Below are 26,499 nucleotides of genomic sequence, written 5' to 3' on the forward strand. Positions count from 1 at the left end.
AAACTCGCCGTCATCTAACTGACTAAGTTCGGGACCGGCAAGGAATCCGAGCGATCCTTGCGGCGAAGTAATGTTGCAAGCTTCCGGCAGGGCGCGCGGTTTGCTAAAGCCACCCCATGAACCAGATCGTGCCGCAGACCAAGATCGAAGCAGACGCCGACGACCTGTCCGGCGCCCATCCGCTGTTCACCAGCGCGCCGCGGTCGGTCGAGTTCAACAAGCTCAGGAAGCGCCTCATCCGCAACATGCGCGAGGCGATCGAGAAGTTCGGCATGGCGCGGGCCGGGGAACGCTGGCTGGTCGCGATCTCGGGCGGCAAGGACAGCTACGGCATGCTGGCGCTGCTGCTCGACCTCAAGTGGCGCGGGCTGCTGCCGGTCGAACTGCTCGCCTGCAACCTCGACCAGGGGCAGCCGAACTTTCCCAAGCACATCCTGCCCGAGTGGCTGGCAACCAACGGCATCGCGCACCGGATCGAGTACCAGGACACCTACTCCATCGTCACCGACAAGCTGCCCGAGGGCGCGACCTACTGCTCGCTGTGCTCGCGGCTGAGGCGCGGCAATCTCTACCGCATAGCGCGGGAGGAGGGGTGCTCGGCGCTGGTCCTCGGACACCACCGCGAGGACAGCCTCGAGACGTTCTTCATGAACCTGTTCCACGGCGGCAAGCTCGCCGCCATGCCGCCGCGCCTGATGAATGACGACGGCGACGTCGAGGTGCTGCGCCCGATGATCTACTGTGCCGAGCCCGACCTCGAGAAGTTTGCCGAGCACATGGCCTTCCCGATCATCCCGTGCGACCTGTGCGGCTCGCAGGAGGGGCTCGAGCGCAACGCCATGAAGGCGATGCTCAACGACATCGAGAAACGCATGCCGGGCCGCAAGGACGTGATGATCCGCGCGCTCGGCAATGTGAATGCCAGCCACCTGCTCGATCCCAGGCTGTTCGATTTCATGGGGCTCACCAAGAGCTAAGGACAGGCGGCGCTGGACACCGGGTCATTCCCGCGAAAGCGGGAACCTCTGTTTCGGCGCGTGTGGCCAAACGCAGATTCCCGCTTCCGCGGGGATGACCGGTTGCGGGGCTCGGAATCCCCGTTCCTCCGGCTATAGTTGTCGCCCAAACACCGACGATCCGGACGCACCATGACCAGCTTCGATATCGCCCGCCTTGCCGACATCCTCCGTGACGCCTCGCGCAAGGAGACGCTCACGCGCTTCCGTCGGCTGGACAGTGGGCAGGTCCGAGTCAAGTCCGAGGCGATCGACCTCGTGACCGAAGCCGACGAGGCGGCGGAGCGGCGCATCAAGGCCGATGTCGCTGCGGCGTGGCCGGAGGCGTTGTTCGTGGGCGAGGAGTCGGTGGCGGCCGATCCGGCATTGCTCGATCGGCTGGACGCTGCCGACTTTGCCATTGTCGTCGATCCGGTGGACGGCACGGCGAACTTCGCGGCGGGGCTGCCGCTCTATGCCACGATGGCCAGCGTGGTGGTGAAGGGGGAAACTGTCGCGGGCATCATCTACGACCCGATGGGCGACGACTGGGTGCTGGCCGAGAAGGGCGCCGGGGCGTGGCAGAAGCGGCCGGACGGCTCGTCCTGGAGGCTGCAGGTCGCAACGCCGCCGAGTCTGGACCAGATGGTCGGGTACAGCTCGATCGCCTTCCTGCCGTCCGCCACCAAGCCGCAGGTGCTGGCCAACTTCGCCAAGGTCCGCGTGGTCGCGAACTATCGCGTCGCCGGCCATGAATACCGGACCTTCGCGGCCGGCCACGCGCACTTCATCTGCTACAACAAGCTGATGCCCTGGGACCATCTGGTCGGCACCCTCATCAGCCAGGAGGCCGGCGGCCATGTCGCCCGCTTCGACGGCAGCGCGTACCTGCCCAGTCACCGGACCGGCGGCCTGATCGTGGCCACGGACAAGGACACGTGGGACTTGCTGCGCCGGGAAGTGTTTACGGTATAGTCGAGGTCTCAACCGGCGAGGGGAGACGCGGTTTGGATCAGTTGAACTATTGGGCGATCGCCGAGCGCGACATCGAAATCCAGAACCCGATCACCGATCGCAAGCTCCGGCTGCTCGATGACTATTGCGACATCCGCGACGGCCTGAGCGTACTCGACATCGGCTGCGGCAAGGCGTGGCTGATGCGCCAATGGGCGGACAAGTTCGCCATCGAGGGCGTCGGCGTCGACGTCAATGCGCGCTTTCTCGAAGTGGCGCGGCGCAAGGCCCCGGCGCGCGGACCCCTGACGTTCCACAACATGGCCGCGAAAGGCTTTCCGGCGGGGCGCGAAAGCTACGACATCGTGCTGTGCCTCGGCGCCGCGTTCGCCATCGGGGAGGCACCCGAGGCGCTCGAGTGGATGGCGGCGGCCACCAGGCCCGGCGGCACCATGGTGCTCGGGGACATGGTGCTGAGGCACGCGCCGGCGGTGCCCAAGGGCGATATCTTGCCGCCCGATACGCTCGGCATGATCGGCGTGATGGAGCGCCACGGCGCCGAGGTGTCGGCGACGATCAGCGCCTCGGAGGCCGATTTCGAGCGCTATGCCAGCCACCATCGGCACGCGACGCTCACCTGGGCCCGGGCCAATCCCGACCATCCGGACCATGCCGAAGTGCTGAAGAAGAGCCGCGAGGACTGGATCCATTACCAGCGCACCATCCGGCCCATGCTGGGCTGGACGATCCTGGTCGGGCGCAAGAAGGGGTAGCAGCGGGCTCAGTGCCCGCCGTCACCGTGTCCGGGGTGGGCATATTGCGGGCTGACGCCGAACAGTCTGCCCTTCTCGGCCACGAGGATGCAGGCGAGCACGGCGGCGCCCATCAGCGTGTAGCCCATCGCATTGGGGACCAGCGTGCCATCGTAGTGCTGGCCGATGAAGGTGCCGATCAGGGCCCCGCCCACCGTCTGGGTGAAGCCGAACACCGAGGCCGCCGTGCCGGCGACCTGGCCGAGCGGCTCCATCGACAGCGAGTTCATGTTCGAGGCGGCCCAGCCGAACATCCACTGGATGACGACGAACAGGCCGAAGAACAGCGGGAACGGCACCGGTCCCATCAGTGCAAGCGACAGCCAGACGATGGCGCCGCCAAGGTAGATCAGGATGGCGGTGTGGCTGATGCGGCGCATGCCGAACGTGCGCACGACTCGGGAGTTCACGAACTGGGCGATGGCAATGGCACCGGCCATGACGGCGAAGGCGACGGGGAAATAGGGGCCGAGGCCGTAGATCTCGACGAAGATCTGCTGGCTCGCCGAAATGAAGCCGAACATGGCGCCGAACAGGAAAGTGCCGGCGAGGCCATAGAACAGGGCCTGGCGGTTGGTGACGACAATGCGGAAGCCATCGACCACCGAGGCCAGGCTGAGCGGCCGCCGGTACTCCGGATGCAGGGTCTCGGGCAGCCGGACATAGGCCCAGAGCGAGATCATCAGCGCGAGGCCGGTCATGAACAGGAAGATGTACTGCCAGGGCCCGGCCAGCAGGATCAGCTGGCCGATGCCGGGCGCCAGGATCGGTATGGCCATGAACACCATGAAGGTCAGCGACATGACCTCCGCCATGGCGCGGCCCGAGTACTTGTCGCGCACCACCGCCGTGGCGATGACGCGGGTTCCGGCGGCCCCGAGGCCCTGCACGAAGCGCAGCGCGAGCAGAACGGTGAAGTTCGGCGCGAAGGTCGCTGCAAACGCGCAAACCAGGTAGACAGCCAGCCCGACCAGAAGCGGGGCACGGCGTCCGAAGCGATCGGTGAGCGGGCCGAAGGCCAGCTGCGCGATGCCGAAGCCGAACATGTAGACGCCGACGACGAGCTGGCGCTCGTTCTCGTGCGCGATCCCGAGTGCCTCGCCCATGTAGGGCAGGGCGGGGAGCATGACGTCGATGGCGAGTGCATTCAGCGCCATCAGCGCTGCGACAAGGGCAATGAACTCGACGCGGGACAGGTCCCGCGTGGCAATGACGGTATCGGACATGTGAAGCTCGAAAAGGCCGGGAGGGAGGCCGGAAAGGGCGGCAACATGCTCCCTGCCGGGGTGCTTTGGCAACCCGCCCCCGCATAATGTTATCGGAGGGCGGGCCCTATGCGGCCGGTCTCAGCTGGAACGAGGGCGCGCCGCGCTCGCGGATCGGCAGATGGACGGCGGCCGAGGCGAGGCCGAGCAGGATGCCGAGGTACCACACGAGGCTGTACGAGCCAGTGTGGTCGAACACGAAGCCACCCAGCCATACGCCGATGAACGAGCCGACCTGATGGCTGAGGAAGGCGACGCCGTAAAGCATGCCCATGTAGCGGGCGCCGAAGAACTGCGTCACGAGGCCAGCCGTGGGCGGCACGGTGGAGAGCCAGAGCAGCCCCATTACGCCGGCGAAGGCGTAGGCGGTAACCTCGGTCACCGGCAGGAAGACGAAGAGCGCGATGGCGACGGCGCGGGTGAAGTAGATCGTCGCCAGCAGCATCTGCTTGGGCACGCGGCCGCCGAGCCAGCCCGACAGCAGCGATCCCACGATGTTGAACAGCCCGATCACCGCGATGGACCAGCTGCCGGCCTCGGGCGGCAGGCCGCACTGCACGAGGAAGGCTGGCATGTGCACGTTGATGAAGGCGAGGTGGAAGCCGCAGACGAAGAAGCCGACGACCAGGAGCCGGTACGAGCTGAAGCCCCAGGCCCGGCGCAGCGCCTCGCGGAATGGCATCTCGACGTGCCCGCCCGCCCGTTCCGACCGTCCGCGCAGCGCATAGGCCAGCGGGATGATCAGGACCAGCAGCGCACCGGCATAGAGCAAGGTGCTCTGCCAGCCGAAGCCGGAGATCAGGGCCTGGCCGATCGGGGCGAACAGGAACTGGCCGAACGACGATGCCGCGGTGGCAATGCCGAAGATCAGGGTGCGCTTCTCCTGCGGCACCGAGCGGCCGAAGGCCACCATGACGATGGAGAACGACGACGTCGCGATGCCGACGCCGGTGACGATGCCGGCACTGAGGTTGAGCAGGGTACCGGTGGGCGAAACGACCATCAGCGCGAGGCCGATGGCGTAGATGACGAGGCCGCCAACGATCACACGGGCGGTGCCGTAACGGTCGGCAAGCGCGCCGGCGAAAGGCTGGGCCACGCCCCAGGCTAGGTTCTGGATGGCCATGGCCATGCCCCATGCCTCCCGCGTCAGCCCAAGGTCGCCGGTCACCGGCAGCGTCAGCAGGCCAAAGCTGGTACGGATGCCGTTGGTCGCCGCCGCAATGAGGCAGCCGCACACGATCAACGCCAGCAGCGGTACGGCAACGGAGTTGCGGGTGACGGCGATCGACGACATGACGGGGGACTCGGTGATTGGGCCGTGTGTCTACACCCCGTCCCGGGGCGCGGGAAATGCATTTGCGTGATGGCTGCGATCACGACAAACGATGGCGGGCCTGATTGCCGCAGTTGATCGCCGCGGCAGGTAGACTATCTAGAGGGCAAACCGGAGTCGTGCCGTGATCCGCCACATCGTCTTCTTCACCGCCAGGCCTGAGCGTGTCGACGCCGTGGTCGAGGGCCTGCAGTTGCTGGGCCAGATTCCGCACTCCCAGCATTTCGAGGTGACACGTAACGCCAAGGTGGACCAGATCGCCAACGAGGTCGATGTGGTGGTCTATGCCGAGTTCGCCGACGAGGCGGCACTGGCGGCCTACAAGGCGCACCCACTCTATGCCGAGGCCACCAAACGCGTTCGGCCGCTGCGGGAGCTCCGCTATGCGGCCGATTTCAAAGCGCGGGAGAAGCTGGCGCTCAAGCGGTCTGCTTGACGGCAATGCCCTTGTCGGCGAGGTGCGACTGCAGTTCGCCGGCCTGGAACATCTCGGTGATGATGTCGGCGCCGCCGACGAACTCGCCCTTGACGTAGAGCTGCGGAATGGTTGGCCAGTTGGTGTAGGCCTTGATGCCTTCGCGCAACTCCTGGCTTTCCAGCACGTTGGCGCTGTCATACTCGACGCCGAGGTAGTTGAGGATCTGGACGACGCGGCCGGAGAAACCGCACATCGGGAAGTCCGGCGTGCCCTTCATGTACAGGAAGACGTCGTTGTTCTTCACCTGCTCGTCGATCAGCGCGTTGATGTCGCTCATGTGAATGCCTTTCATGCCGCCGGGCAGAACGCCGGCGCGTCAGTGACGTAGATAATCCCGTGTCCCCGCGCTGTCGAGTGCCTGCCATCGGTATTTGACGATGGACAGGCCTGTGGAGTGGTCAACCCAGCCGTTCCGCCACCCACGGATGGCTCGTGACATCCGCCAGGTCGTCATACTGCACCGCCTCCCAGCCGTGCTGGCGCGCGCCCTTCACCACGTCTTCGCGATCGTCGAAGAACAGGGGCGGCTCGTGCTGCGGCCCGATGCGATTGCTGATCCACTCGAAATACGGCTTGTGCGGCTTGATGTGGCCGATGCGGGCGGAGTGGAAGATGTCCTCGAAGACCTCGCCGAACTGCAATTGCTGCCATAGCCACTGGGCGCGCATGTGCTCCTGGTTGGTGGCGATGTACAGCCGGCTGTCGCCCCGGGCCTTCAGCTGGCCGACGATGTCGAGCAGCGGGCGGTTGACGTTGCTGTCCTTGCCCAACCAGTAGCCGACAAAGGCCATGGAGGGGCCGCGATAGCCGAGCCGGGGCAGGGTACGGTCCAGCGCCTCGAGCAGCGAGATCTGTCCCACGATCACCTTCTTGATGAAGATGTCGTAGATGAACTCCTCGCGGAAGCGATCCGGATCGACGCCCATGTCCGCGAGCAGCGTCGCATCCCACTTCACCTGCTTTTCTGGCCTGGCGTGATAGCCGTGCACGAGCACGCCATCGACGTCGAACAGGACTGTTCTCAATCGGATGCTCCTTCTTGTCCTCCCTCGCGGGGCGGGGAGGACAAGGAAAGGTCAATCGGGCGCCTTGGTCTGCAGGGCTAGCGAGTGCAGCACGGTGCCCATGTCGGCCCCGAACGCGGCGTTCACCATCTGGTGCTGCTGGACGCGGGTCTTGCCGCGAAACTGTTCGGAGATCACGGTCGCCGCGTAGTGATCGCCGTCGCCGGCGAGATCACGGATCTCGACCTTGGCGTCTGGAAGCGCCTTGAGGATGCGCTTTTCGATTTCGTTTGCAGCCATTGCCATGGTGGGGTCCCCCGGGGTGAGTCACTGTGCCGAGATATGGCACGCGAGGCGGGGCGCTTCAACGCAAGCGGGCGCCGGTCCCCCGACGCCCGCCGCAGTCCTTGCTGCGATCAGGCCGCCTGCCGCCTGGGCAGCTTCCAGTTGGGGCGCGGGAAGTGACAGGTGTAGCCGTTCGGGATGCGCTGCAGGTAGTCCTGATGCTCCGGCTCGGCCTCCCAGAACGGGCCGACCGGCTGGATTTCCGTCACGACCTTGCCCGGCCAGATGCCGGAGGCGTCGACGTCCCTGATGGTCTCCTCGGCAACGGCCTTCTGCTCCGGCGAGGTGTAGTAGATCGCCGAGCGATAGCTCGTCCCGATGTCGTTGCCCTGGCGGTTCTTTGTCGAAGGATCGTGGATCTGGAAGAAGAACTCGAGGATATCGCGGTAGCTGATGCGGCTGGGATCGAAGACGATCTCGACCGCTTCGGCATGCGTGCCATGGTTGCGGTAGGTGGCATTGGGAACGTCGCCGCCCGAGTAGCCGACGCGGGTCGAGATCACCCCGTCCTTGTGGCGCAGCAGCTCCTGCACGCCCCAGAAGCACCCGCCAGCGAGGACCGCCCGCTCGGTATTGGTCGTCATGATGAGCTCTCCAGGTTGGAACACGCCCTATATACGCAGTCCGGGCGCGAAATGTTACATCGGCTCACGGATTTGGCATCTGCGAGTGCCTCGATCCGGCGGGCGACGGTGGTCTGGTTGACGCCGAGGCTGCGGGCGGCGGCGAGCGTCGAGCCCGCGCGGGCAACCGCGATCAGGTAGCGGGCATCGTTCCAGTCAAACGCCACGGGCGTCAGACTTCGGTGATCTCGCCGGCCATGAAGGTCGGGAACCAGCCTTCGTGCGCGGCGCGCAGCTCGCTGACCGGCACCGGACGGGCCTCGCCGAGCGTCAGGCTGTCGCCGCCGGTTGTCCCGATCCACGGCGCGAAGACGCCGGCATAGGGGTAGATGTCGGCGTAGAACTTCTCGAGGTTGTCGCGCGTCATGGTGACGAGGTAGCGGCCCTGGTCCTCGCCGAAGAACAGCGGGATCGGATCGCCGTCGTCGAGCTGGTTGACCGTGGCGCCGATGCCGCCGGCCAGCGCCATCTCGGCGAGGCCGATGGCGAGACCGCCGTCCGACAGGTCGTGCACGGCGGTGGCGATGCCGTCGCGGATGAGGATGCGGACGAGGTCGCCGACCTTCTTCTCATGTTCGAGGTTCACCGGCGGGGGCGTGCCGTCCTTGCGGCCGAAAATCTCGCGCAGGTAGACCGACTGGCCGAGATGGGTGCCCCACCAGTCGGGGGCGCCGAAAAGCAAGATCGGCTGGTCCTCGCCGGCAAACCCGGCGCGGACCATCTTCGACCAATCGGGAATCAGGCCGACGCCGCCGATGGTCGGGGTCGGCATGATGCCGCGCCCGTTGGTCTCGTTGTAGAGCGAGACGTTGCCCGAAACGATCGGGAAGCCCAGCGCCCGGCAGGCGTCGCCGATACCCTTGATAGCATGCACCAGCTGCCCCATGATTTCCGGGCGCTCGGGATTGCCGAAATTGAGGTTGTCGGTCGCCGCCAGTGGATCGGCACCGGTAGCCGTCAGGTTACGCCAGCACTCGGCAACGGCCTGCTTGCCGCCCTCGTAGGCGTCCGCCTCGCAGTAGCGCGGGGTGACGTCGGAGGTGAAGGCGAGGGCCTTGGTCGGGTGGCCTTCGACGCGGATCACGCCGGCATCGCCGCCCGGACGCTGCAGCGAGTTGCCCTGGATCAGGGTATCGTACTGCTCATAGACCCAGCGGCGCGAACTCAGGTTCGGCGAGCCGAGCAGGCGGAGCAGGGCATCGGCCACGTCCATCTGCGGAATGTCGTCGGCGGCCAGCGGCCTGGGCGGAACGGGCGCGATCCACGGCCGGTCGTATTCGGGTGCCTGGTCGCCCAGGTCCTTGATCGGGAGGTTCGCCACCTCTTCGCCCTTCCAGATGACGCGGAAGCGCAGGTCGTCGGTCGTGTGGCCGACGGTGGCGAAGTCGAGTTCCCACTTGTCGAACATCGCGCGGGCAATCGCCTCCTTGTCCGGGTTCAGCACCATGAGCATGCGCTCCTGGCTCTCGGACAGCATCATCTCGTAGGGCGTCATGCCCTCTTCGCGGGTGGGCACCATGTCGAGGTTGAGCTCGATGCCCAGGTCGCCCTTGGCCCCCATTTCCACCGATGAGCTGGTCAGGCCGGCGGCCCCCATGTCCTGGATGGCGATCACGGCGCCGGTGGCCATCAGCTCCAGGCAGGCTTCCAGCAAGCGCTTCTCGGTGAAGGGGTCGCCGACCTGCACGGTAGGGCGCTTCTCCTCGATGTCGTCGCCGAACTCGGCCGAAGCCATGGTGGCGCCGCCGACGCCGTCGCGTCCCGTCTTGGCGCCGAGGTAGACGACCGGCAGGCCGACGCCCCTCGCCTTGGAGTAGAAGATCTTGTCGGTATCGGCGAGGCCGGCCGCGAAGGCGTTGACCAGGATATTGCCGTTGTAGCGCTCGTCGAACTCGACCTCGCCGCCCACCGTAGGCACGCCGAAGGAGTTGCCGTAGCCGCCGATGCCGGCGACGACGCCGGCGACGAGGTGCCTGGTCTTCTCGTGCTCGGGCGCGCCGAAGCGCAGGGCGTTCATCGCCGCCACCGGGCGGGCGCCCATGGTGAAGACGTCGCGCAGGATGCCGCCCACGCCGGTCGCCGCGCCCTGGTAGGGCTCGATGTAGCTCGGGTGGTTGTGCGATTCCATCTTGAACACAATCGCCTGGCCGTCGCCGATGTCGACGACGCCGGCATTCTCGCCCGGCCCCTGGATCACGCGCTCACCACTGGTTGGCAGGGTGCGCAGCCACTTCTTGGAGCTCTTGTACGAGCAGTGCTCGTTCCACATCGCCGAAAAGATGCCGAGCTCGGTGTAGGTCGGCGGCCGACCGATCAGCTGCAGGATCTTCTGGTACTCGTCGAGCTTCAGCCCGTGGTCGGCAACGAGCTCGGGAGTGATGGCAATGTGGTTGTTGAAGGTCATGCGATTCCGGCCTCGATCCGCTTGCTGCCGCTATAGCGGAAGGGACAGCCGAACGTCACCAAAAATGCCCTAGATGTCACCGCCTACCAGCATGGCGAGGCTGGAATTGTAGTATTGCGGATTGCCGGTCACTTCGTTGCCCAGCCAGTCGGGCAGGGCGAGCTGGCCGGTGGGGCTCTCGAGCTCCACTTCGGCGATGACCAGTCCACGGTGGCGACCGCCGAACTCGTCCACCACCCATTCCCCGCCGGGAAGGTCGAGGCGGTGTCGGGTCTTGTCGATCTGCGCCCCGCGGCTGAGGCCGAGCAGCTGGCGGGCGTCGGCTATCGGCACCTCGTATTCGAACTCCGCGCGAGCCAGGGCCGAGCCGCCGCTCTTGATGGTGATGAAGCCCTGGCGGTCGTCGACGGTGCGGACGCGGACGGTGACGCCGGAGCCGCCAGTACTCAGGTAGCCCTGGCGCAGGGTGTGGCTACTTGCGACAAGCGGTCGCCAGCCGTCCGAGGCAACCAGGAACTTTCGCTCGATCTCGATCGCCATCTACTCAGCTGCCTCTCTCGCGGGCCAGGTCTCCAGATACGCGTCGAACCTTGCCTTCAGCGCCTCGGGGCGCTCTGCAAACACCTGCCGGCCGAGAGTGGCGATGCGACGTTCCAGCTCCGCCCGGCGCCGCTCGATGGCATCGGCGAGGAACCCGGCATCGACCTCGGCGTGCAGGTCGGCCGGCGACCTGGCGATGACCGCCTCCAGTACGGCCAGGTCGTGGTGAAGTCCCAGGACCTCGCCAAGATCCCCGGCCGACTTGTAGGCGGAAGGGAGGATATCTTCGGCGCACTCCTCGAGCAGGCCGAGCTGGTTCCAGTGGTACTTGGCGTACTTTCGCCACTCGTGGAAGGCTTCGTCGGTCCGGTGCTTTTCAGCCAGGCGGCGGCTGCGCCGCGCCCGGCGATATGTGTGCGCCAGACCCGAGGTGAGGCTGTCGAGGCTGATCCTGCCGACCTTCCAGGTGTCGGTGCGCGCCTGCAGCTCGTGCATGCGGTCGACGAACCGCTGGAGCGCTTCGGCCTCGCCGGCGGCATTGCCGGCCTCCCGAGGTGCCGTAGCCACCGGCCGGCCGGCCCAGCGCATCAGGTCGGCAAAGGTGCTGCTGGCCACGCGGATGTCGCGTGCCGCGGACAGCCCGCGCGCGCAGTCGCGGACGAACCTGTTCTCGTCCCGCAAGGCGTCGAAATCGGGCCTGACCAGGAGAAACAGGGCACGAAGCTTCTTGCACCGGCGACGGGCCTCGTGCACCCGTCGCTCCGACGTTTCCGTCTCGTTCCGGGCGCCGTCGATCGCCTTGGCGATCTGCTCACGCGCAATCCGGACAAAGCCCGCGCCGATGTCGCTATCGGTGCGGGACCAATGAAACCCCATGACGATCCTGCGGGCCTGTTGCCACTCGGCGACCTTATGTGCGGGGTTGTGTCACAAACAAGCCGGACGATGCGGACCGGGTGCGATCGATTGCCGCCGCGGAGACCTCAGGCCGCGGTCTTGCCTCGACCCAGCCTGCGGTCCGCCGCGACGACGAGCAGCGAGAAGAGCGCCACCGCCACGAGCAGCGCTCCCACGCCGATCGCCACCCCGCCGTAGCCGGACTTGTCCGCGTCGAGGATGGCGTATGGGTACTCGTGCACAACGGCCCCGCGCAGCAGGACCCAGCCCACGTAGCCGATGCCGGGCAGCAGCATCAGCGGGATGTGCCTGAACCGCAGGATCCCATGCGGCGCGCCCAGGGCCCACCAGCCGAGGTAGAGGAGCGGCGCGACGTAATGGAGCAGCCAGGTCGCGACCAGCAGCGCGCCTTCCATCCTGAGCGTCGGCGCCAGCATGAAGTGGTAGTACAGCATGACCAGCGTGATGAAGGCGGCCGCCGAGCCCATCACCACCGGGCGGCGGAACCAACCGAGCCAGCGCACTCCGCTCATCGCCGCGAGGTAGGTGAGGACCAGCCACAGGTTGGTCAGGTGGGTGAAGAAGGTCCAGAAGTAGATGAGCGTGTCCGGCAGCGATCGCGCCACGGGATTGTCGGCCGTAGCCGTCGTCACCGATGGGAAGATGACCCAGAAATCGAGGGCAAGACCGACACAGCCGACGGCAATGCCGGCGAGGGCGAGCAGAATCCGCAAGGCAGAATCCCGGCAACCAGTTGCACTGGCCGCGACACTATTCGCTTCGCGCTGCCTCGGCCATGGCCCGCTGCCCATTCAAGGCCTGCGGCAACGGTCGGTGGCGGCCGCTACGCGGCCAGCAGCGTTGCGAACAGGGCCCGGCCGTCGGTGCCGCCATGCGCCGCCTCGATCAGGTTCTCGGGATGCGGCATCAGTCCCAGCACGTTCCTGCTCGCGTTGAAGACGCCGGCAATGTCGTTGATCGAGCCGTTGGGGTTGGTGCCCTCGGCGTAGCGGAAGGCCACCTGGCCATTGCCTTCGACCGCCCTGAGCGTCTCCGCGTCGGCGAAATAGTTGCCGTCATGATGGGCGACGGGGCAGCGGATGATCTGGCCCTGGGCATAGCCACGGGTGAAGTCGGTGTCGGCGTTCTCGACCGAGAGCTTGACCTCGCGGCACACGAACCGCAGCGAGGCATTGCGCATCAGCACGCCGGGCACCAGTCCCGACTCGCTGAGAATCTGGAAGCCGTTGCAGACGCCCATCACCTTGACGCCCTGGGCGGCGCGTTCGCGGATGGTCTGCATCACCGGCGAGCGGGCGGCGATGGCGCCGACGCGCAGGTAGTCGCCATAGGAGAAGCCACCGGGGATGACGATCAGGTCGACCTTGGGGATCTCGGCATCCTTGTGCCAGACCACGGCCGGAGCCTCGCCACCGATCTTGGTGAGGGCAGCGATCATGTCGCGATCGCGGTTGAGACCGGGGAACACGACAACGGCGGCTTTCATCGGCAGCTCCACTGAGGGGATGCCGATCCTTTGGTGAGTCTTTGCGGCAAATGCAAGCAGGACCTTGCCCGGGGCCCGAGGGGGGGCTATTCCGCCGGCATGGCGGTCGGGCGGGGATAGTCGCGGCCGCCGGGCGTGCCGGGAACATGGGCCCAGGCTGGACGCTCGAACAGGAACCGGCCGTAGCCCGTCTTCCGGATCAGCCAGTAGAGGAGCAGCGGCACAACGAGCGCGATCGCCATGACCATGACCGAGACGACGCTGACATCGGTGATGGCGCCGGTCCTGACGATGAGCGTCCGTGCCGCGGCCATCGGGATGGAGAAGCTCAGGTAGACCACGATCGAGTGCTCGCCGAGCCAGCGCAGCCAGTCCATGCGCGGCAGCCTGATGAGCAACGCGGCGGTCAGGCAGACCGCCAGCGAGCCGGCGAGGCCGAGGGCCAGGTGCACGAAGGGCAGGGCGGCGTATCCCATGGTGATGCCCCGGGGATGCATCTCGGAGCCGCCGGCAAAAACCAGCACACCCTCGAGTATGGCGTAGCCGACCAGCGCCAGGACGACAGCGAAAGCGTGGTGCCGGGTCGTGGCGACGATGCGGAACACGACTGGGGCAAAGGCGTAGCCGGCATAGAAGTACACGAAATACATGGCGAAGTGGTCGACGAGCCCGAGGCCCGTCCGGATCGGCAGCACCTGCAGCGCCACGCCGGCCCCGACGGCGACCCAGTGCGGCACCCGTGCGGCGTGGAGAGCCCGGGCCGCCAGCGAGTAGGCCGCGAGCATGTAGATGAACCACAGCACGCCATAGGGCTCCACGACGGCCCAGGCCATCTGGCTCACGGCGCTATCCAGGTCGCCCGTCCCAAGGCCGACCTTGAACGCGATCTGCAGCGCGGCCCAGAGGAAGTAGAAATAGAGGTAGTGCACGACGCGACGGTCGACGTAGCGTGCCCACGGCCGCGAGATCACCGGTCCCAGGAAAAGGCCGGAGATCAGGAAGAACTCCGGCATGCGGAACGGCGTCGCCCAGCCGATGATGTAGTGCAGGATGCCGGTGCCGTTGAGGTCCTCACCCACGCCATAGGCGGAGTGCATCATGACGACCAGGAGGATCGACAGACCCTTGGCGGCGTCGACCCAATCGAGGCGGTCGTGGGGGGTAGTCGAGGTCAAGGCGAGACTCCAGCGGCACTGCGGTCATCGTAGCGGACCTGTAGCCGGGGGAGTCGGAATGGTGAATTCAGGCTTAAGCGCCGTGGTTAACGGTGCCGGGACGTACCGTCGGCTGGCCGACGGGACACGGGCCGATCAGAACGGCAGAGCCGCGTGCGAGGCCAGCAGGAGGCCGACGGTCATGAAGAACAGCGCGGAGAGGGAGAAAGTCTTGATCATCTCAATAGTCGAGTCTGCGCCAGTGGCGCGTTGGTGTTCGTGTCTCTAGGGCGATTTGCCGGGGCGGAGCAGTCCGCGCCGGTGCATGGCTCCAATGCGCCCCGATGCCTGAACGGAGTCTGAACCGGCACGGTTAATCGCAGCGTCTGATGCAGCCATGCGGCGAATTGGTGGCCGAGCGGCTGCAGCGCCCTCGCCCTGTTTCAGGCGGCGACGCTCAGTGGCTCAGATGCCACGCAAGGGGATGTCAGGCGGGAAAGGGTCGCCTCAGACGGGAACCGAGGCGTAAGCCGCGAACAGCAACCCGAGCGCGAGGAAGAAGGCGATCGACAGCGAAAAGGTCTTGAGCATCGGGGGCGTCTTTGCTTGGCACTGGCTCAGTTACGCGAGCGGCCGGTACCATAGTCGGTGAATGTTAAGGCGTGATTTCGATCGTGTAGTTTTCGATGACGGTGTTGGCGAGCAGCTTCTCGCACATCGCGCGGACATTGGCCTCGGCCTGCGACGCATCCACGTCACCGATCTCGAGGTCGAACACCTTGCCCTGCCGCACGGCGCCGACGCCGGAGAAGCCGAGGCCCTTGAGCGAACCCTGGATCGCCTGACCCTGCGGGTCGAGGACGCCGGCCTTGAGCGTGACGGTGACGCGCGCTTTCATCGAATTTCCCGAAAGAAGCGGGACCCTGCGGTCCCGCGCTGGCCTATTGCACGAGTCGCGGACCGGTGGTCAACGCGTTGTCGGTTTCCACAAGGATCCCTAGGCGCTGAGCCACTTCGCGGTAGGCATCGACGAGGCCGCCGAGGTTCTCGCGGAAGCGGTCCTTGTCGAGCTTGTTGCGGGTCTTGATGTCCCACAACCGGCAGTTGTCCGGGCTGATCTCGTCGGCGAGCACGATGCGCATCAGGTCGCCGTCATAGAGCCGGCCGCACTCGATCTTGAAATCGACGAGCTGGATGCCGACGCCCATGAACAGGCCGGTGAGGAAATCGTTGACCCGGATGGCGAGCGCCATGATGTCGTCGAGTTCCTGCGGGGTGGCCCAGCCGAAGGCTGTGATGTGCTCCTCGGAGACCATCGGGTCGCCGAGCGCATCGTCCTTGTAGTAGAACTCGATGATGGAGCGGGGCAACTGCGTGCCGGGCTCGAGGCCGAGGCGCTTGGTCAGCGAGCCGGCCGCGACATTGCGCACCACCACCTCGAGCGGGATGATCTCGACTTCCTTGATCAGCTGCTCGCGCATGTTGAGCCGGCGGATGAAGTGGGTCGGGATGCCGAGGCCGTTCAGCTTGGAGAAGATGAACTCGGAGATGCGGTTGTTGAGGACGCCCTTGCCGTCGATGATCTCGTGCCGCGCGCCGTTCCCGGCCGTGGCGTCGTCCTTGAAATACTGGATCAGCGTGCCGGGCTCCGGGCCCTCATAGAGGGTCTTGGCCTTGCCGTCATAGATCTTGCGGCGACGGTTCATATGAGCCCTGCCTCTCGGACAATGTGGGGAATTGCGGCTAATGCGCCAGAACAGTCGCAAAAAGCAAGTTCTTTTGCCGCGCCCGCCGCGGCGCGGGCCGGCGCCATGCATCCGGCGGCCGGCTCCCGCGTTGTGCGGATTGACCATTTGCCGCGCGGGCGACCCCGTTGATTTGGCCGCCGTGCCGGCTTATGTCGAAGCCAATCGAGGGCGCCCGGCAGCGGGCCGAATAGCGGAGAGCATGATGTCGGGTTTCAGCGATCGCGAAAAAGGCCAGGAAGCCAAGTTCGCCCACGACTCGGAGTTGCGCTTCAAGGCCGAGGCGCGCCGCAACAAGCTGCTCGGCCTGTGGGCTGCCGAGCACATGGGCCTCTCCGAGGAGCACGCCAGGCAGTATGCCGCCGAAGTCGTGGCCTCCGACTTCGAGGAAGCCGGCGACGAGGACGTGTTCCGCAAGATTTCGGGCGACCTCAAGGCCAAGGGCGCCTCGGTCTCCGACGACATGATTCGCCAGAAGATGGCCGAACTGGTCGCCGTGGCCCGTGAGCAGGTCCTTACCGAGGGCTAAGCCCTCAGAAGCAATAAGATTTGCCGCTTGCGTGGCAGTTGAAGCTTTCGACGGCCTTGTTGTACGCCCGAATGGCGTCGTCTTGTGCCGTCGAGAGGCACTCAACGTAGTCGTTGGTCTGCCGCTTGAAGCGCTCCATGTCGGAGCGGCAGCTTTGAAACGAGTATTCGTCGTCGAAGGTGCCGTAGCCGTCGATGCAGTAGGGCTTCCTCGGCTCGCTGCAATAAGTCTGAGCGTGGGCGCTCATCGTGCTGGCAACTAGGGCGACTATCGCCATTGGCAGTGCCATTTTCCTGGGCATCATTCTGGCAGGCCCTCAAATCCGTTGCATCAGCCTTGTGAACATCAGCAGGCCCTCGGGCCAGGGGCCGTGCCCGGACTGCAGATTGATGTGGCCGGCGTCGCCGGCGAAGTGCAGCTCCGAGCCCCAGGCCGCGGCCATATGGGCGGCGCGCTCGAGCGACACCATCGGGTCCGTGTTGGAGACGACGAGCAACGAGGGGAAGGGCAGGGGGTCGAGCGGCACGCCGGCGAAGCTCTGCGCCTCGCGCGGCACGGCCTTGCCCTCGTGATCGGGCGGCGAGACGAGGAACGCGCCCTTGACCTTGCCCTTGGGAAAGCGTGGCGCGGCGTGCACGAGCGCCGACACCGCCAGCGAATGGGCAATCAGCACCACGGGTCGCTCGGCCATCTCCACGGCCTCGACTATGGCCGCCGTCCAGTCGCGTATGTCGGGATTGTCCCAGTCATCCTGCTCGACGATCCTGCCGGTTGAGAAGCGCTCGGCCCAGCGCCGCTGCCAGTGACCGGCGCCGGAGTTGCCGAGGCCGGGCAGGACAAGGATGTCGGCGTCGGCGATCCGCATCAGGCTTCGGGCCTGAACACGCGCTCGAACAGCGTATCGACATGCTTCAGGTGGTAGAAATCGTCGAACATGGCGTCGATCTCGCTCACCGACAGCCTGGCCGAGACCTCCGGATCGGCCTTGAGCAGGCTGGCGAACAGCCCGGCGCGGTCGCCGCGATGCTGCCAGACCTGCATGGCGTTGCGCTGCACGGCGGCATAGGACTCCTCGCGGCTCATGCCGGCCTGGGTCAGCGCCAGCAGCACGCGCTGGCTGTTGTGCAGACCACCGAGCAGGTCGAGGTTGCGCTTCATGTTCTCGGGGTAGACCAGCAGGTTCTCGATCAGCCCGGTGAGGCGGTTGAGCGCGAAATCGAGCGTGATCGTGCCATCCGGCCCGATCATGCGCTCGACCGAGGAGTGCGAGATGTCACGCTCGTGCCAGAGGGCGACGTTCTCGAGCGCCGGGGTGACCATGCCGCGCACGATGCGGGCCAGGCCCGTGAGGTTCTCGCTCAGCACCGGATTGCGCTTGTGCGGCATGGCCGAGGAGCCCTTCTGGCCGGGCGAGAAGAATTCCTCAGCCTCAAGCACTTCCGTCCGCTGCAGGTGGCGGATCTCGGTGGCGAGGCGCTCGATCGACGAGGCGATGACGCCGAGCGTTGCGAAGAACATCGCGTGCCGGTCGCGCGGAATCACCTGGGTCGAGATCGGCTCGGGGGTGAGGCCCATCTTCTCGGCGACATAGGCCTCGACGCGCGGATCGATGTTGGCGAACGTGCCGATGGCGCCCGAGATGGCCGCGGTAGCGATCTCGGCGCGGGCCGCGACGAGCCGGGCGCGGTTGCGGGCGAACTCGGCATAGGCCTCGGCCAGCTTGATGCCGAAGGTCGTCGGCTCGGCGTGGATGCCGTGGCTGCGGCCGATGGTGATGGTGTACTTGTGCTCCTTGGCGCGCGTCCTGAGCGCCACCAGCAGGCGGTCGATGTCGCCCAGCAGGATGTCCGACGCCCGCGCCAGCTGCACCGCGAGGCAGGTGTCGAGCACGTCTGACGACGTCATGCCCTGGTGCAGGAAGCGGGCCTCGGGGCCGACGATCTCGGCGACGTGGGTAAGGAAGGCGATGACGTCGTGCTTGGTGGTGCGCTCGATCTCGTCGATGCGCGCGACGTCGAAAGTGGCGTCCTTGCCCTTAGCCCAGATCGTGTCGGCGGCCTCCCTGGGGACGACGCCGAGCTCGGCGAGCCTAGTGGTGGCGTGGGCCTCGATTTCGAACCAGATGCGGAAGCGGGTTTCCGGCGACCAGACGGCGACCATCTCGGGGCGGGAGTAGCGCGGAATCATAGGCTTATCGCTCGTTGTTCGCGTAACGGATGCGTTACGCCGTGAGGGTGGTGGCGGCGTTGCGAATAGCCGCGATACGCCCGGCATAGGTGGTCGGATCGTTGCCGGAAAACACAGATGTACCAGCGACATAGAGATCGGCGCCGGCCTCGGCGAGGGCCCTGGCGTTGTCGACGGTGACGCCGCCGTCCACCTCTAGATCTATGGGTCTTGCTCCAATCAAAGCCCGGGCCTGGCGCAGCTTTCTGAAGCTTTCTTCTATGAACTTTTGGCCCCCGAATCCGGGGTTGACGCTCATCACCAGCACAAGGTCGACATCATCGATCACCTGCTCGATGGCGGAAACGGGGGTGGCCGGATTGATGGCGACGCCGGCGCGCTTGCCTTCGGCGCGGATGGCCTGCAGCGAGCGGTGGAGGTGCGGACCGGCCTCGGCGTGCACAGTGATGATGTCGGCGCCCGCCCTGGCGAAAGCCGCCAGATACGGATCGACCGGTGCGATCATCAGGTGGACGTCGATGACCTTCCTGGTCAACGGGCGGATGGCCGAGACGATCAGCGGCCCGATGGTGATGTTGGGGACGAAATGCCCGTCCATCACGTCGACATGGATGTAGTCGGCGCCCCCGTCGTCGATGGCGCGGATTTCCTCGCCGAGCCGGGAGAAGTCGGCGGAGAGGATGGATGGGGCGATACGGATCGGACGGGGCATGGGCAGACGCCTCTGCAGTTGTTCAGTGGCTGATACAGCGCCCCAACCGCGATGTCATCCCTGCGAAAGCAGGGATCCATCTCTCCGCCCGCGCAAGCTGTGAGTTGGATCCCTGCTTTCGCGGGGATGACAGCTGGTGGTTGGACCGCCGGTTGAACGGAGCCACCTTCACATCCCGGCGAGCGCCAGAGCGCCACATTGCCTTCGGCGGCAAACCCGATATGACTTCGCGCGCAATGGATCAGATTTCGCTTTGGCTGGTGTTCGGGGCAGGGGTGCTGAGCTTTCTCAGCCCGTGCGTGCTGCCGCTCGTGCCGCCCTATCTAACCTATATGAGCGGTGCGAGCTTCGACCAGCTGCGCGCCGACGGCGCGACGGCCGGCACGCTGTGGCGCAAGAGCGTGTTCACCTCGCTGTTCTTCATCGCCGGCTTCTCGATCGTCTTCATCCTGTTCGGCATCACCGCGACGGCGCTGGGCCAGGCGTTCCGGCAGGCGCTGCCGGTGCTGACGCCGCTTGCCGGCGTCTTCATCATCGCGATGGGGCTGCACTTCCTCGGCATCTTCCGCATCGGGTTCCTTGACCGGCAGCTGCGGCACAACGGACCGGGCGTCGCCAGCGGCCCGCTCGGCGGCTTCCTGCTCGGCCTTGCCTTCGCCATCGGCTGGACGCCCTGCATCGGCCCCGTGCTGGCGGCGATCCTGGCGGTCGCGTCGAGCAAGCAGACGGCAATGGATGGCGCAGCCCTGCTCGGGCTCTATTCCCTCGGGCTCGGCGTACCGTTCCTGCTCGCCGGCATCGCCATCGGTCCGTTCCTCAGCTTCTTTTCGGGGTTCAAGAAACATCTGGGCACGGTCGAGAAGGTGATGGGCTCGCTGCTGGTGGTTACGGGGCTGCTGTTCCTTACCGGCCAGTTCACCCGCATCTCGTACTGGTTCCTCGAGACCTTCCCGGTCCTGCAGCAGTTCGGCTGAAGACAGCATTCAATCCCGGTTCAGGCCGCCGGCACTACCTGGTGTACGTCGCCCCGACCGGTCGCATCGACACAGGCGGGGCGTCGCCAAGGAATGCGAGTATTGAATGAACACCAAGACCAAACTGCTCATTCTGGCGCTGGCCGAACTGGCTTTCATCGCGGGCATGCAGCCGGCGATGGCGAAGCCGGCGATCGGAAACAGGCCGGTCAAGATCGACTCGACCACGGCGAAGACGACATGCGCGGTGATGGACGGGACGTTCCGCTACACCAGCGGCGGGGGCTGGAGCTGCAAGATGGACACCGGCTCCGGCTGGACGATCCAGACCTGCAATGCCAACGGCTCGTGCACCGTGAGCCGCGAGCCCTACAGGAGCTAGGCGCAAACGCGTAGTCCAAACAAACCGCTGCCGCGCCCTGCCGCGGCGGTTTGCTTTGCCTAGATCAGCTTCAGTCCCCGCATCGAGACGTGCCCGGACTTTCCGATGATCAGGTGATCGTGCAGGGTGATCCCGAGCGGGCGGGCCACGTCGTTGATCTGCCGCGTCATCTGCACGTCGGCGGAGGAGGGCGATGGGTCGCCCGAGGGGTGGTTGTGCACGAGGATGAGCGCCGTCGCCGAGAGTTCCAGCGTGCGCTTGATCACCTCGCGCGGATAGACCGGGGTGTGGTCGACGGTGCCGGTCTGCTGCACCTCGTCGGCGATCAGCCGGTTCTTCTTGTCGAGGAAGAGGATGCGGAACTGTTCGATGTTGTTGAAGGGCATCTGGGTCGTGCAGTAGTCGATCAGCGCCGACCATGAGCTGAGGATGGGCTTGTCCGGGGCCATGCGATCACGCGCGAAGCGCTGCGCGGCGGCCTGGATGACCTTGAGGTTTGCGGCCGAGACGAGGCCTAGGCCCCTGACGTCGTCGAGCTGCTGCGGCGTCGCCGAGAAGACGCCCGAGAACGAGCCGAACCTGGCGATCAGTTCCTTGGCGAGCGGCTTGGTGTCCTTGCGCGGGATGACGATCTGCAGGACCAGCTCGAGCAGCTCGTAGTCCTCGATGTGCTGTTCGCCCAATTGCAGGAAGCGCTGGCGGGCACGCTCGCGATGGCCGGCATAGTGGGGGGCGACAGCTTCGCCGAGTCCGTCCGGCGATGGCTTTGCCCCCCTGGTCATGCGCTAGCGTCGGGCTTCGAGCGGGTTGAAGAGGCCGCGTGGCGAGCGCGTGAAGATTTCGGCGCCGGTCTCGGTAATGCCGATCGAGTGCTCGGCCTGGGCGGAGAGCGTGCGGTCGCGGGTGACGGCGGTCCAGCCGTCGGCGAGGATCTTCACGTGCGGACGGCCGAGGTTGATCATCGGCTCGATGGTGAAGATCATGCCGGGCTTCAGCGGCACGCCGGTGCCTGGCACGCCGAAATGCATTATGTTGGGCTCGTCATGAAAGAGCTGGCCGACGCCGTGGCCGACGAAATCGCGCACCACGCTCATCCGCTCGGCCTCCGCCAGCACCTGGATGGCCGCGCCGATATCGCCCGTCGTGTTGCCCGGCCTGGCGGCGGCTACGCCGGCCTCGAGGCTCTGGTAGGTGACCTCGATCAGGCGCTCGGCCTTCCGGCTGATCTCGCCCACCGGATACATGCGCGAGCTGTCCCCGTACCAGCCGTCGACGATCAGGGTGAGGTCGATGTTGACGATGTCGCCCTCGCGCAGGGGCCGTTCGTCGGGGATGCCGTGGCAGACGACGTGGTTGATCGAGGTACAGGTCGAGTGGCGGTAGCCCTTGTAGAACAGGGTCGCGGGAATGGCGTTGTGGTCGCGCGCGAACTCATAGGCCAGCCTGTCGAGCGCGGCGGTCGTGACGCCGGGCCGAACCGCATCGACGAGCAGGTCCAGCGCTTCGGCGGTCAGCCGGCCGGCCTTGCGCATGCCGGCGAACCCGGCCTCGCCATGCAGCGGGATGACTCCCTGCGTGCGGCGGCTCTTGGTCTCGGCATCGACAAAGGTGATCATCACAGGCTCCGTTCAGGCTGCCGAAAGTAGGCGTTCATCGCGCGCAAGAAAAGGGCGTTCGCAAGGTCAGCCAGGCTGTGGCATTCGCCCCGGATTGCTTGACCATTCGGGCCCTGGTGAGGCAATGCATTATGCCTCGCATTTCCGGGGCACCCATGCCGTCGCCAGAACCCGTCACCGCCGCCCTCGTCGTCATCGGCGATGAAATCCTCTCCGGCCGGACCAAGGACGTGAACATCGGCGCCACGGCCGACTTCTGCACCGAGCTTGGCATCGAGCTGAGCGAAGTGCGTGTCGTTCCCGACATCGAGGACGAGATCATCGCCGCGGTGAACGCTGTAAGATCCCGCTACACCTACGTTTTCACCACCGGCGGGATCGGCCCCACGCATGACGACATCACCGCAGACGCGGTCGCCAAGGCGTTTGGCGTGGGCTTGCCGATCAATGCCGAAGCGCGCGCCATGCTGGAAGCGCGCTGGCAGCAGACCGGGACGGAAGTCAACGAGGCGCGGCTCCGCATGGCCCGCATTCCCGAGGGCGCGGCGCTGATCGTCAACTCGGTCAGTGCGGCGCCGGGCTTCCGCATCGGCAATGTGCACGTGATGGCGGGCGTACCCAAGATCATGCTGGCCATGCTCGAATCGATCGCGCCGACCCTCAAGGGCGGCCGCAAGGTGAAGTCGATCACCATTCGCTGCCGGGTCGGAGAAGGCACGATCGGCGGGGATTTCGGCCGTATCCAGGGCGAATTTCCCGACGTGAAGATGGGGAGCTACCCCCAGATGGGGCAAACGGCCGTGATGACGGAACTGGTGCTCCGCTCGCCGGACGAGGCGCGCCTCGAACAGGCAGCCGCGCGCGTCCGCGAGATGGTCACCGAAGCGCATCGCGCCGCCGGGCTGCCGCTCGAGGTCGAGGTTTATTGAGGTTTCCGGGCCGGTTGGCCCCCAACAAGACGAAGCGGCGCCGCCGCGACAGGAGAATGAAGTGACCAGCCCGCAGAAATCCTTCCCCGTGACCTGGGACCAGTTCCACCGCGACAGCCGCGCACTTGCCTGGCGGCTGCAGTCGCTCGGGCCGTTCGATGCGTTGGTGGCGATCACCCGCGGCGGCCTCGTGCCAGCGGCGATCGTGGCGCGCGAGCTCAACATCCGCGTGGTCGAGAGCGTGGCGGTCAAGAGCTACGATCACCAGAACCAGGGCGGCGTCAAAGTGCTGAAGCCGATCACCGAAGAGCTGCTGCAGAAGGCGAAGTCGGGCGGCAAGATCCTGATCGTGGACGACCTGGTGGACACCGGCGCAACGGCCCGCGTGGTCCGCGACATGCTGCCGGGCGCGCATTTCGCCACCGTCTATGCCAAGCCCAAGGGCCGCGAGATGGTCGACACCTTCATCACCGAAGTCAGCCAGGACACCTGGATCTTCTTCCCGTGGGACCTGGACGTCGCCTACGTGCCGCCGATCTCGGGTGCCACGGACTAGCAGCCAAGCGGGCTCAGGACGCCAGCCGCGAGAGGGGCCACACCCCCGCAACCGTTTGAGTTTTTGCCACATCTGTGGGAAACGGCGTGGCGCGCGGGCGTGATGGAATGGTAGACATACGGGACTTAAAATCCCGAGGGTGTACACCCGTGTGGGTTCGAGTCCCACCGCCCGCACCATGGATCGAGGCCGTTCATGCTGCTCAAGCTCGAGGTTCTGGAAGCAATCAAGCGTGGCGAGGTCACGCTGCAGTTCCGGCGCTGGACGCGGCCGACGGTAAAGCCGGGCGGGACGCTGAAGACCAAGGTCGGGCTGCTCCGGATCGGGCGGATCGACGACATGTCGCCCGACGATGTCGGCGAGGCCGACGCACGCAAGGCGGGGTTCAGGGACGTGGCCGAGTTCCGCCGCTGGCTCGATACGATGAAGCAGGGGCCATTGTTCCAGCGGATCGAGGTCAGCTACCTGGGAGAGGCGGAGTGATCCGGCTCCTGCTGGCGGCTGCGCTTCTGCTCGCGCCAGTGCCGGCATCTGCGCAGGGTCTATCCGAGGACGAGGTCGACGCGTTGCCGGCCTGCACCGCGTGGTCGGCGCAGTTTCGGGAGGACGAGGGCGGCGCAGTATTCACCGCCGCGGCCTGCGCCAGCGACCGGCCGGATGCATACCTGCTGATGACCTGCTCGGCGGGCACGATCTTCATGCGCTACGACCTTGCCGCCGGGGCGGAGCGGTCTCCCGGGCCCGGGGAGTCGGCCGGGGTGGACTTTACTATCGGCGTGTCGACCCAGCGGGTGGCGATGCAGCATGAGGAGATGGACGGGATGTTCGCCGCTCGGGTGCCGGCCGCCGGACCGCTGGTGGCGCTGATGGCCTCCGGCGAGGTCCTGCGCATAGCCGACGGCGCCGGGATCTATCCCGAGCATACGTTCCGACTGGCCGGGTCGGCCTCGGCGCTCAAGGCGCTGCTGGCGCGCTGCAGGTAGGCCCGCGGGCGCGGGAAGGCGGGGCCGGGCGGACCGTCGGTGGCCGCTGGCGGTGTACATGGTGCACCCGTGCGCGCTGCGGAAGGCGGCGATGGAACGTCCTTGCGGCTGGCGCATTGAGTGTCCCGCGAACCATGATGAGGTGCCTCAAATGCACAAGGACGAAATGAAGGGCGCTGCCAAGGAGGCCCGTGGCAACGTGAAGGACGCCATCGGCAAGGTCACCGGCGATGCCAAGCTGCGCGCCGACGGTGCCGCAGACAAGCTCGAGGGCCGGGCGCAGAAGGCCGTCGGCAAGATGAAGGGCGCGGCGCGCGACGCCCTCAAGCACTGAACGATCACTGTCGTCCGGACCGGCTCCCGGTCCGACGTTGTCAGGAGAACGGAAGGTCGCCCCAGGGCGGCCTTCTTGCGCTAGCATGGCCGCCCATGGAGGCGGCGATGATCGGCAGCATTCTCACCGGCGCGGTGGCGCTCATCCACTTCTGTATCCTGGTGCTCGAGATGTTCCTGTGGGACAAGCCGCCGGGGATGAAGGCGTTCGGGACCACGGCCGAGTTCGCGCGGGCCTCGAAGGTCCTCGCGGCGAACCAGGGACTCTACAACGGGTTCCTCGCGGCCGGGCTGTGCTGGGGCATCTGGCTGGGCCCGGCCGGTGATCCGGTGAAGGTATTCTTCCTGCTCTGCGTCATGGCGGCCGGGCTCTACGGGGCGCTGACCGTCAGCCGCAAGATCCTCTATGTGCAGACGATTCCCGCCGCGCTGGCGTTGCTTGCCGTGTGGCTGGCCTGAGCTTGTGCACAGGGCGCGCACGCGTCCCGACAGCGATTGCGGTGCTGGAACATCTTGGCTAACCTACTCACGGCGATGTGATCCGAGGGCAGCCCGATGCGGGAGTTCTCAGTCGATCAGAAGTCCTGTTCGCGGCGGTGCGGCCGTGGCGGAGAGGGTTCCGATGTGCAGTCGCCGGCGCAAACCAGACGAGCCCGCGAGTTGCGGCGTGGACTCGGCAGCTTTGGCCCGCGAGGGGTGGGCCAGTTCCAGCGCGGCCAGAGGCCAGGGTCGCGGGCTGGAGCGATTCCGGTCGCAATTCTGGCGTATCGCGCGGATTGAATGAGTTTGATGAGGCGACTGTCCACGCCGTGGACGGAAACAACGCCGCAGGAGGGGTGGGCGTCTCGGCCGAATGGAGGCGGGCCCGCGGTGAAGCAGGTGATCTTCCGGGTCGACTACGGCATGGTAAGCCACGGGCTGGCGCCGCTGTTCGTCGACGGGCACGCCACCGAACTGGAGTTCTGGGGGTTGTCCAGCGACATCGTCCGGAGGCTCAGGCGGCTGAACGAGTTGTACGACCGGCAGATCAACTGGGACGATCCGACCGATCCCGGCTGGCGCATGTCCGAGCGAGACCGGAGCGAGTTCAACGCGCTGTTGCCGTTTGTCGTTTCGGAATTGCAGGTCGCGCTGGGCGATCGCTGGCAGATCGTGGTCGAGAGCCAGTCGATCTAGGCTGTTGGGCCGGCCCTGGCATCGCACAAGGCCATCTTCGCGAACGCGGGAGTTCCAGTACTG

34 protein-coding genes, 1 tRNA gene and 1 pseudogene are annotated in these 26,499 nt (G+C 66.2%); 15 read left to right on the plus strand and 21 right to left on the minus strand.

All coding sequences use genetic code 11. The features are described from left to right. Window positions 1-116: 116 nt before the first annotated feature. The 3 genes from ttcA (at window position 117) to J0I99_RS10185 (ending at window position 2,722) form a co-directional block, all read left to right on the plus strand. Window positions 117-977 (plus strand): tRNA 2-thiocytidine(32) synthetase TtcA, encoded by an 861-nt coding sequence (gene ttcA / locus J0I99_RS10175; RefSeq protein WP_291397381.1) that lies wholly within the window; start codon window positions 117-119, stop codon window positions 975-977. A gap of 171 nt (window positions 978-1,148) precedes the next feature. Continuing rightward, window positions 1,149-1,970, plus strand: a complete 822-nt coding sequence (locus J0I99_RS10180) for an inositol monophosphatase family protein (protein ID WP_291397383.1) — start codon at window positions 1,149-1,151, stop codon at window positions 1,968-1,970. Between the two features lie 32 nt (window positions 1,971-2,002). Then, complete coding sequence (locus J0I99_RS10185) at window positions 2,003-2,722, plus strand: cyclopropane-fatty-acyl-phospholipid synthase family protein (protein ID WP_291397384.1); 720 nt, start codon at window positions 2,003-2,005, stop codon at window positions 2,720-2,722. Window positions 2,723-2,730: 8 nt separating this feature from the next. Here J0I99_RS10185 and J0I99_RS10190 read toward each other — a convergent pair whose 3' ends face one another. Together J0I99_RS10190 and J0I99_RS10195 are read right to left on the minus strand one after the other, a co-directional pair. Then, window positions 2,731-3,987 (minus strand): multidrug effflux MFS transporter, encoded by a 1,257-nt coding sequence (locus J0I99_RS10190; protein ID WP_291397387.1) that lies wholly within the window; start codon window positions 3,985-3,987, stop codon window positions 2,731-2,733. A gap of 106 nt (window positions 3,988-4,093) precedes the next feature. Continuing rightward, window positions 4,094-5,323, minus strand: a complete 1,230-nt coding sequence (locus J0I99_RS10195) for an MFS transporter (protein WP_291397389.1) — start codon at window positions 5,321-5,323, stop codon at window positions 4,094-4,096. 163 nt (window positions 5,324-5,486) lie between these two features. Between J0I99_RS10195 and J0I99_RS10200 the strand changes: the two genes are divergently transcribed. Beyond that, window positions 5,487-5,798, plus strand: coding sequence for a Dabb family protein (locus tag J0I99_RS10200; RefSeq protein ID WP_291393497.1), 312 nt, complete (start codon window positions 5,487-5,489; stop codon window positions 5,796-5,798). Here J0I99_RS10200 and grxD read toward each other — a convergent pair. The 13 genes and pseudogenes from grxD to purC form a co-directional block, all read right to left on the minus strand. Further along, window positions 5,782-6,117, minus strand: coding sequence for a Grx4 family monothiol glutaredoxin (gene grxD, locus J0I99_RS10205; RefSeq protein ID WP_291393498.1), 336 nt, complete (start codon window positions 6,115-6,117; stop codon window positions 5,782-5,784). The genes J0I99_RS10200 and grxD overlap by 17 nt on opposite strands. A gap of 121 nt (window positions 6,118-6,238) precedes the next feature. After that, window positions 6,239-6,865 carry an HAD family hydrolase gene (locus J0I99_RS10210; RefSeq protein WP_291397391.1) on the minus strand — a complete coding sequence of 209 codons (627 nt, stop codon included), beginning with the start codon at window positions 6,863-6,865 and terminating at the stop codon, window positions 6,239-6,241. A gap of 51 nt (window positions 6,866-6,916) precedes the next feature. After that, window positions 6,917-7,150, minus strand: a complete 234-nt coding sequence (locus tag J0I99_RS10215; RefSeq protein WP_291393500.1) for a BolA family transcriptional regulator — start codon at window positions 7,148-7,150, stop codon at window positions 6,917-6,919. 110 nt (window positions 7,151-7,260) lie between these two features. After that, a complete protein-coding gene (gene msrA, locus J0I99_RS10220; RefSeq protein WP_291393501.1) occupies window positions 7,261-7,773 on the minus strand; it encodes a peptide-methionine (S)-S-oxide reductase MsrA in 513 nt (170 codons plus the stop codon). Window positions 7,774-7,856: 83 nt separating this feature from the next. After that, window positions 7,857-7,988 (minus strand): annotated as a pseudogene (locus tag J0I99_RS10225) (LysR family transcriptional regulator); the annotation flags it as partial. After that, window positions 7,985-10,216 (minus strand): phosphoribosylformylglycinamidine synthase subunit PurL, encoded by a 2,232-nt coding sequence (gene purL / locus J0I99_RS10230; RefSeq protein ID WP_291397392.1) that lies wholly within the window; start codon window positions 10,214-10,216, stop codon window positions 7,985-7,987. The gene purL and the pseudogene J0I99_RS10225, both read right to left, overlap by 4 nt. A 69-nt stretch (window positions 10,217-10,285) precedes the next feature. Beyond that, complete coding sequence (locus J0I99_RS10235) at window positions 10,286-10,756, minus strand: CYTH domain-containing protein (RefSeq protein WP_291393270.1); 471 nt, start codon at window positions 10,754-10,756, stop codon at window positions 10,286-10,288. Further along, the gene (locus tag J0I99_RS10240; protein WP_291397394.1) at window positions 10,757-11,632 is read right to left on the minus strand and encodes a CHAD domain-containing protein; all 876 of its coding nucleotides are present in this window, start codon (window positions 11,630-11,632) and stop codon (window positions 10,757-10,759) included. Between the two features lie 107 nt (window positions 11,633-11,739). Continuing rightward, window positions 11,740-12,387, minus strand: a complete 648-nt coding sequence (locus J0I99_RS10245; protein ID WP_291397396.1) for a Pr6Pr family membrane protein — start codon at window positions 12,385-12,387, stop codon at window positions 11,740-11,742. A gap of 110 nt (window positions 12,388-12,497) precedes the next feature. Beyond that, complete coding sequence (gene purQ / locus J0I99_RS10250) at window positions 12,498-13,160, minus strand: phosphoribosylformylglycinamidine synthase subunit PurQ (protein ID WP_291397398.1); 663 nt, start codon at window positions 13,158-13,160, stop codon at window positions 12,498-12,500. Window positions 13,161-13,246: 86 nt separating this feature from the next. Further along, window positions 13,247-14,335, minus strand: a complete 1,089-nt coding sequence (locus J0I99_RS10255; protein WP_291397400.1) for an acyltransferase family protein — start codon at window positions 14,333-14,335, stop codon at window positions 13,247-13,249. 634 nt (window positions 14,336-14,969) lie between these two features. Further along, a complete protein-coding gene (gene purS, locus J0I99_RS10260; protein WP_291393260.1) occupies window positions 14,970-15,212 on the minus strand; it encodes a phosphoribosylformylglycinamidine synthase subunit PurS in 243 nt (80 codons plus the stop codon). Window positions 15,213-15,255: 43 nt separating this feature from the next. Then, window positions 15,256-16,020 (minus strand): phosphoribosylaminoimidazolesuccinocarboxamide synthase, encoded by a 765-nt coding sequence (gene purC / locus J0I99_RS10265; RefSeq protein WP_291393258.1) that lies wholly within the window; start codon window positions 16,018-16,020, stop codon window positions 15,256-15,258. Between the two features lie 241 nt (window positions 16,021-16,261). Between purC and J0I99_RS10270 the strand changes: the two genes are divergently transcribed. After that, window positions 16,262-16,588, plus strand: a complete 327-nt coding sequence (locus tag J0I99_RS10270) for a DUF1476 domain-containing protein (protein WP_291393256.1) — start codon at window positions 16,262-16,264, stop codon at window positions 16,586-16,588. A gap of 4 nt (window positions 16,589-16,592) precedes the next feature. Here J0I99_RS10270 and J0I99_RS10275 read toward each other — a convergent pair whose 3' ends face one another. The 4 genes from J0I99_RS10275 to rpe form a co-directional block, all read right to left on the minus strand. After that, entirely contained in the window at window positions 16,593-16,835 is a 243-nt protein-coding gene (locus J0I99_RS10275; RefSeq protein WP_291397402.1) for a hypothetical protein, read from the minus strand. 69 nt (window positions 16,836-16,904) lie between these two features. Next, complete coding sequence (locus J0I99_RS10280; protein WP_291397404.1) at window positions 16,905-17,453, minus strand: alpha/beta hydrolase; 549 nt, start codon at window positions 17,451-17,453, stop codon at window positions 16,905-16,907. Next, window positions 17,453-18,775: an adenylosuccinate lyase gene (purB, locus tag J0I99_RS10285; RefSeq protein WP_291397406.1), complete on the minus strand. Its 1,323-nt coding sequence runs from the start codon at window positions 18,773-18,775 to the stop codon at window positions 17,453-17,455. Before purB ends, J0I99_RS10280 begins: the two co-directional genes overlap by 1 nt. A gap of 34 nt (window positions 18,776-18,809) precedes the next feature. After that, window positions 18,810-19,487 carry a ribulose-phosphate 3-epimerase gene (gene rpe / locus J0I99_RS10290; RefSeq protein ID WP_291397408.1) on the minus strand — a complete coding sequence of 226 codons (678 nt, stop codon included), beginning with the start codon at window positions 19,485-19,487 and terminating at the stop codon, window positions 18,810-18,812. A 236-nt stretch (window positions 19,488-19,723) separates the two neighbouring features. On the opposite strand from rpe, the gene J0I99_RS10295 reads away from it, so the two are divergent. Next, the gene (locus tag J0I99_RS10295; RefSeq protein ID WP_291397409.1) at window positions 19,724-20,461 is read left to right on the plus strand and encodes a cytochrome c biogenesis protein CcdA; all 738 of its coding nucleotides are present in this window, start codon (window positions 19,724-19,726) and stop codon (window positions 20,459-20,461) included. Window positions 20,462-20,567: 106 nt separating this feature from the next. Then, on the plus strand, window positions 20,568-20,843 hold the full coding sequence (locus J0I99_RS10300) for a hypothetical protein (RefSeq protein ID WP_291397411.1): 276 nt from the start codon (window positions 20,568-20,570) through the stop codon (window positions 20,841-20,843). A 59-nt stretch (window positions 20,844-20,902) separates the two neighbouring features. On the opposite strand, the gene radC is transcribed toward J0I99_RS10300, so the two are convergent. Beyond that, a complete protein-coding gene (radC, locus tag J0I99_RS10305; RefSeq protein ID WP_291397413.1) occupies window positions 20,903-21,625 on the minus strand; it encodes a DNA repair protein RadC in 723 nt (240 codons plus the stop codon). 3 nt (window positions 21,626-21,628) lie between these two features. Next, entirely contained in the window at window positions 21,629-22,456 is an 828-nt protein-coding gene (gene map / locus J0I99_RS10310) for a type I methionyl aminopeptidase (protein ID WP_291397499.1), read from the minus strand. Window positions 22,457-22,614: 158 nt separating this feature from the next. Here map and J0I99_RS10315 point away from each other — a divergent pair, with 158 nt between their 5' ends. From J0I99_RS10315 to J0I99_RS10350, 8 genes are all read left to right on the plus strand, one after another. Continuing rightward, window positions 22,615-23,388: a molybdopterin-binding protein gene (locus J0I99_RS10315; RefSeq protein WP_291397415.1), complete on the plus strand. Its 774-nt coding sequence runs from the start codon at window positions 22,615-22,617 to the stop codon at window positions 23,386-23,388. 61 nt (window positions 23,389-23,449) lie between these two features. Continuing rightward, complete coding sequence (gene gpt / locus J0I99_RS10320; RefSeq protein WP_291391491.1) at window positions 23,450-23,944, plus strand: xanthine phosphoribosyltransferase; 495 nt, start codon at window positions 23,450-23,452, stop codon at window positions 23,942-23,944. 93 nt (window positions 23,945-24,037) lie between these two features. After that, window positions 24,038-24,123 (plus strand) — tRNA-Leu (locus J0I99_RS10325). Between the two features lie 16 nt (window positions 24,124-24,139). Further along, window positions 24,140-24,427 carry a hypothetical protein gene (locus J0I99_RS10330; RefSeq protein WP_291397417.1) on the plus strand — a complete coding sequence of 96 codons (288 nt, stop codon included), beginning with the start codon at window positions 24,140-24,142 and terminating at the stop codon, window positions 24,425-24,427. After that, complete coding sequence (locus J0I99_RS10335) at window positions 24,424-24,927, plus strand: hypothetical protein (protein WP_291397419.1); 504 nt, start codon at window positions 24,424-24,426, stop codon at window positions 24,925-24,927. Before J0I99_RS10330 ends, J0I99_RS10335 begins: the two co-directional genes overlap by 4 nt. A 151-nt stretch (window positions 24,928-25,078) precedes the next feature. Then, window positions 25,079-25,261, plus strand: coding sequence for a CsbD family protein (locus J0I99_RS10340; RefSeq protein WP_291391496.1), 183 nt, complete (start codon window positions 25,079-25,081; stop codon window positions 25,259-25,261). Between the two features lie 107 nt (window positions 25,262-25,368). Then, entirely contained in the window at window positions 25,369-25,719 is a 351-nt protein-coding gene (locus J0I99_RS10345) for a DUF1304 domain-containing protein (protein WP_291397421.1), read from the plus strand. A gap of 411 nt (window positions 25,720-26,130) precedes the next feature. Beyond that, window positions 26,131-26,436, plus strand: coding sequence for a hypothetical protein (locus J0I99_RS10350; RefSeq protein WP_291391514.1), 306 nt, complete (start codon window positions 26,131-26,133; stop codon window positions 26,434-26,436). Window positions 26,437-26,499 lie beyond the last annotated feature (63 nt).

The sequence above is a fragment of the Devosia sp. genome, from assembly GCF_017307495.1.
GTDB lineage: Bacteria > Pseudomonadota > Alphaproteobacteria > Rhizobiales > Devosiaceae > Devosia_A.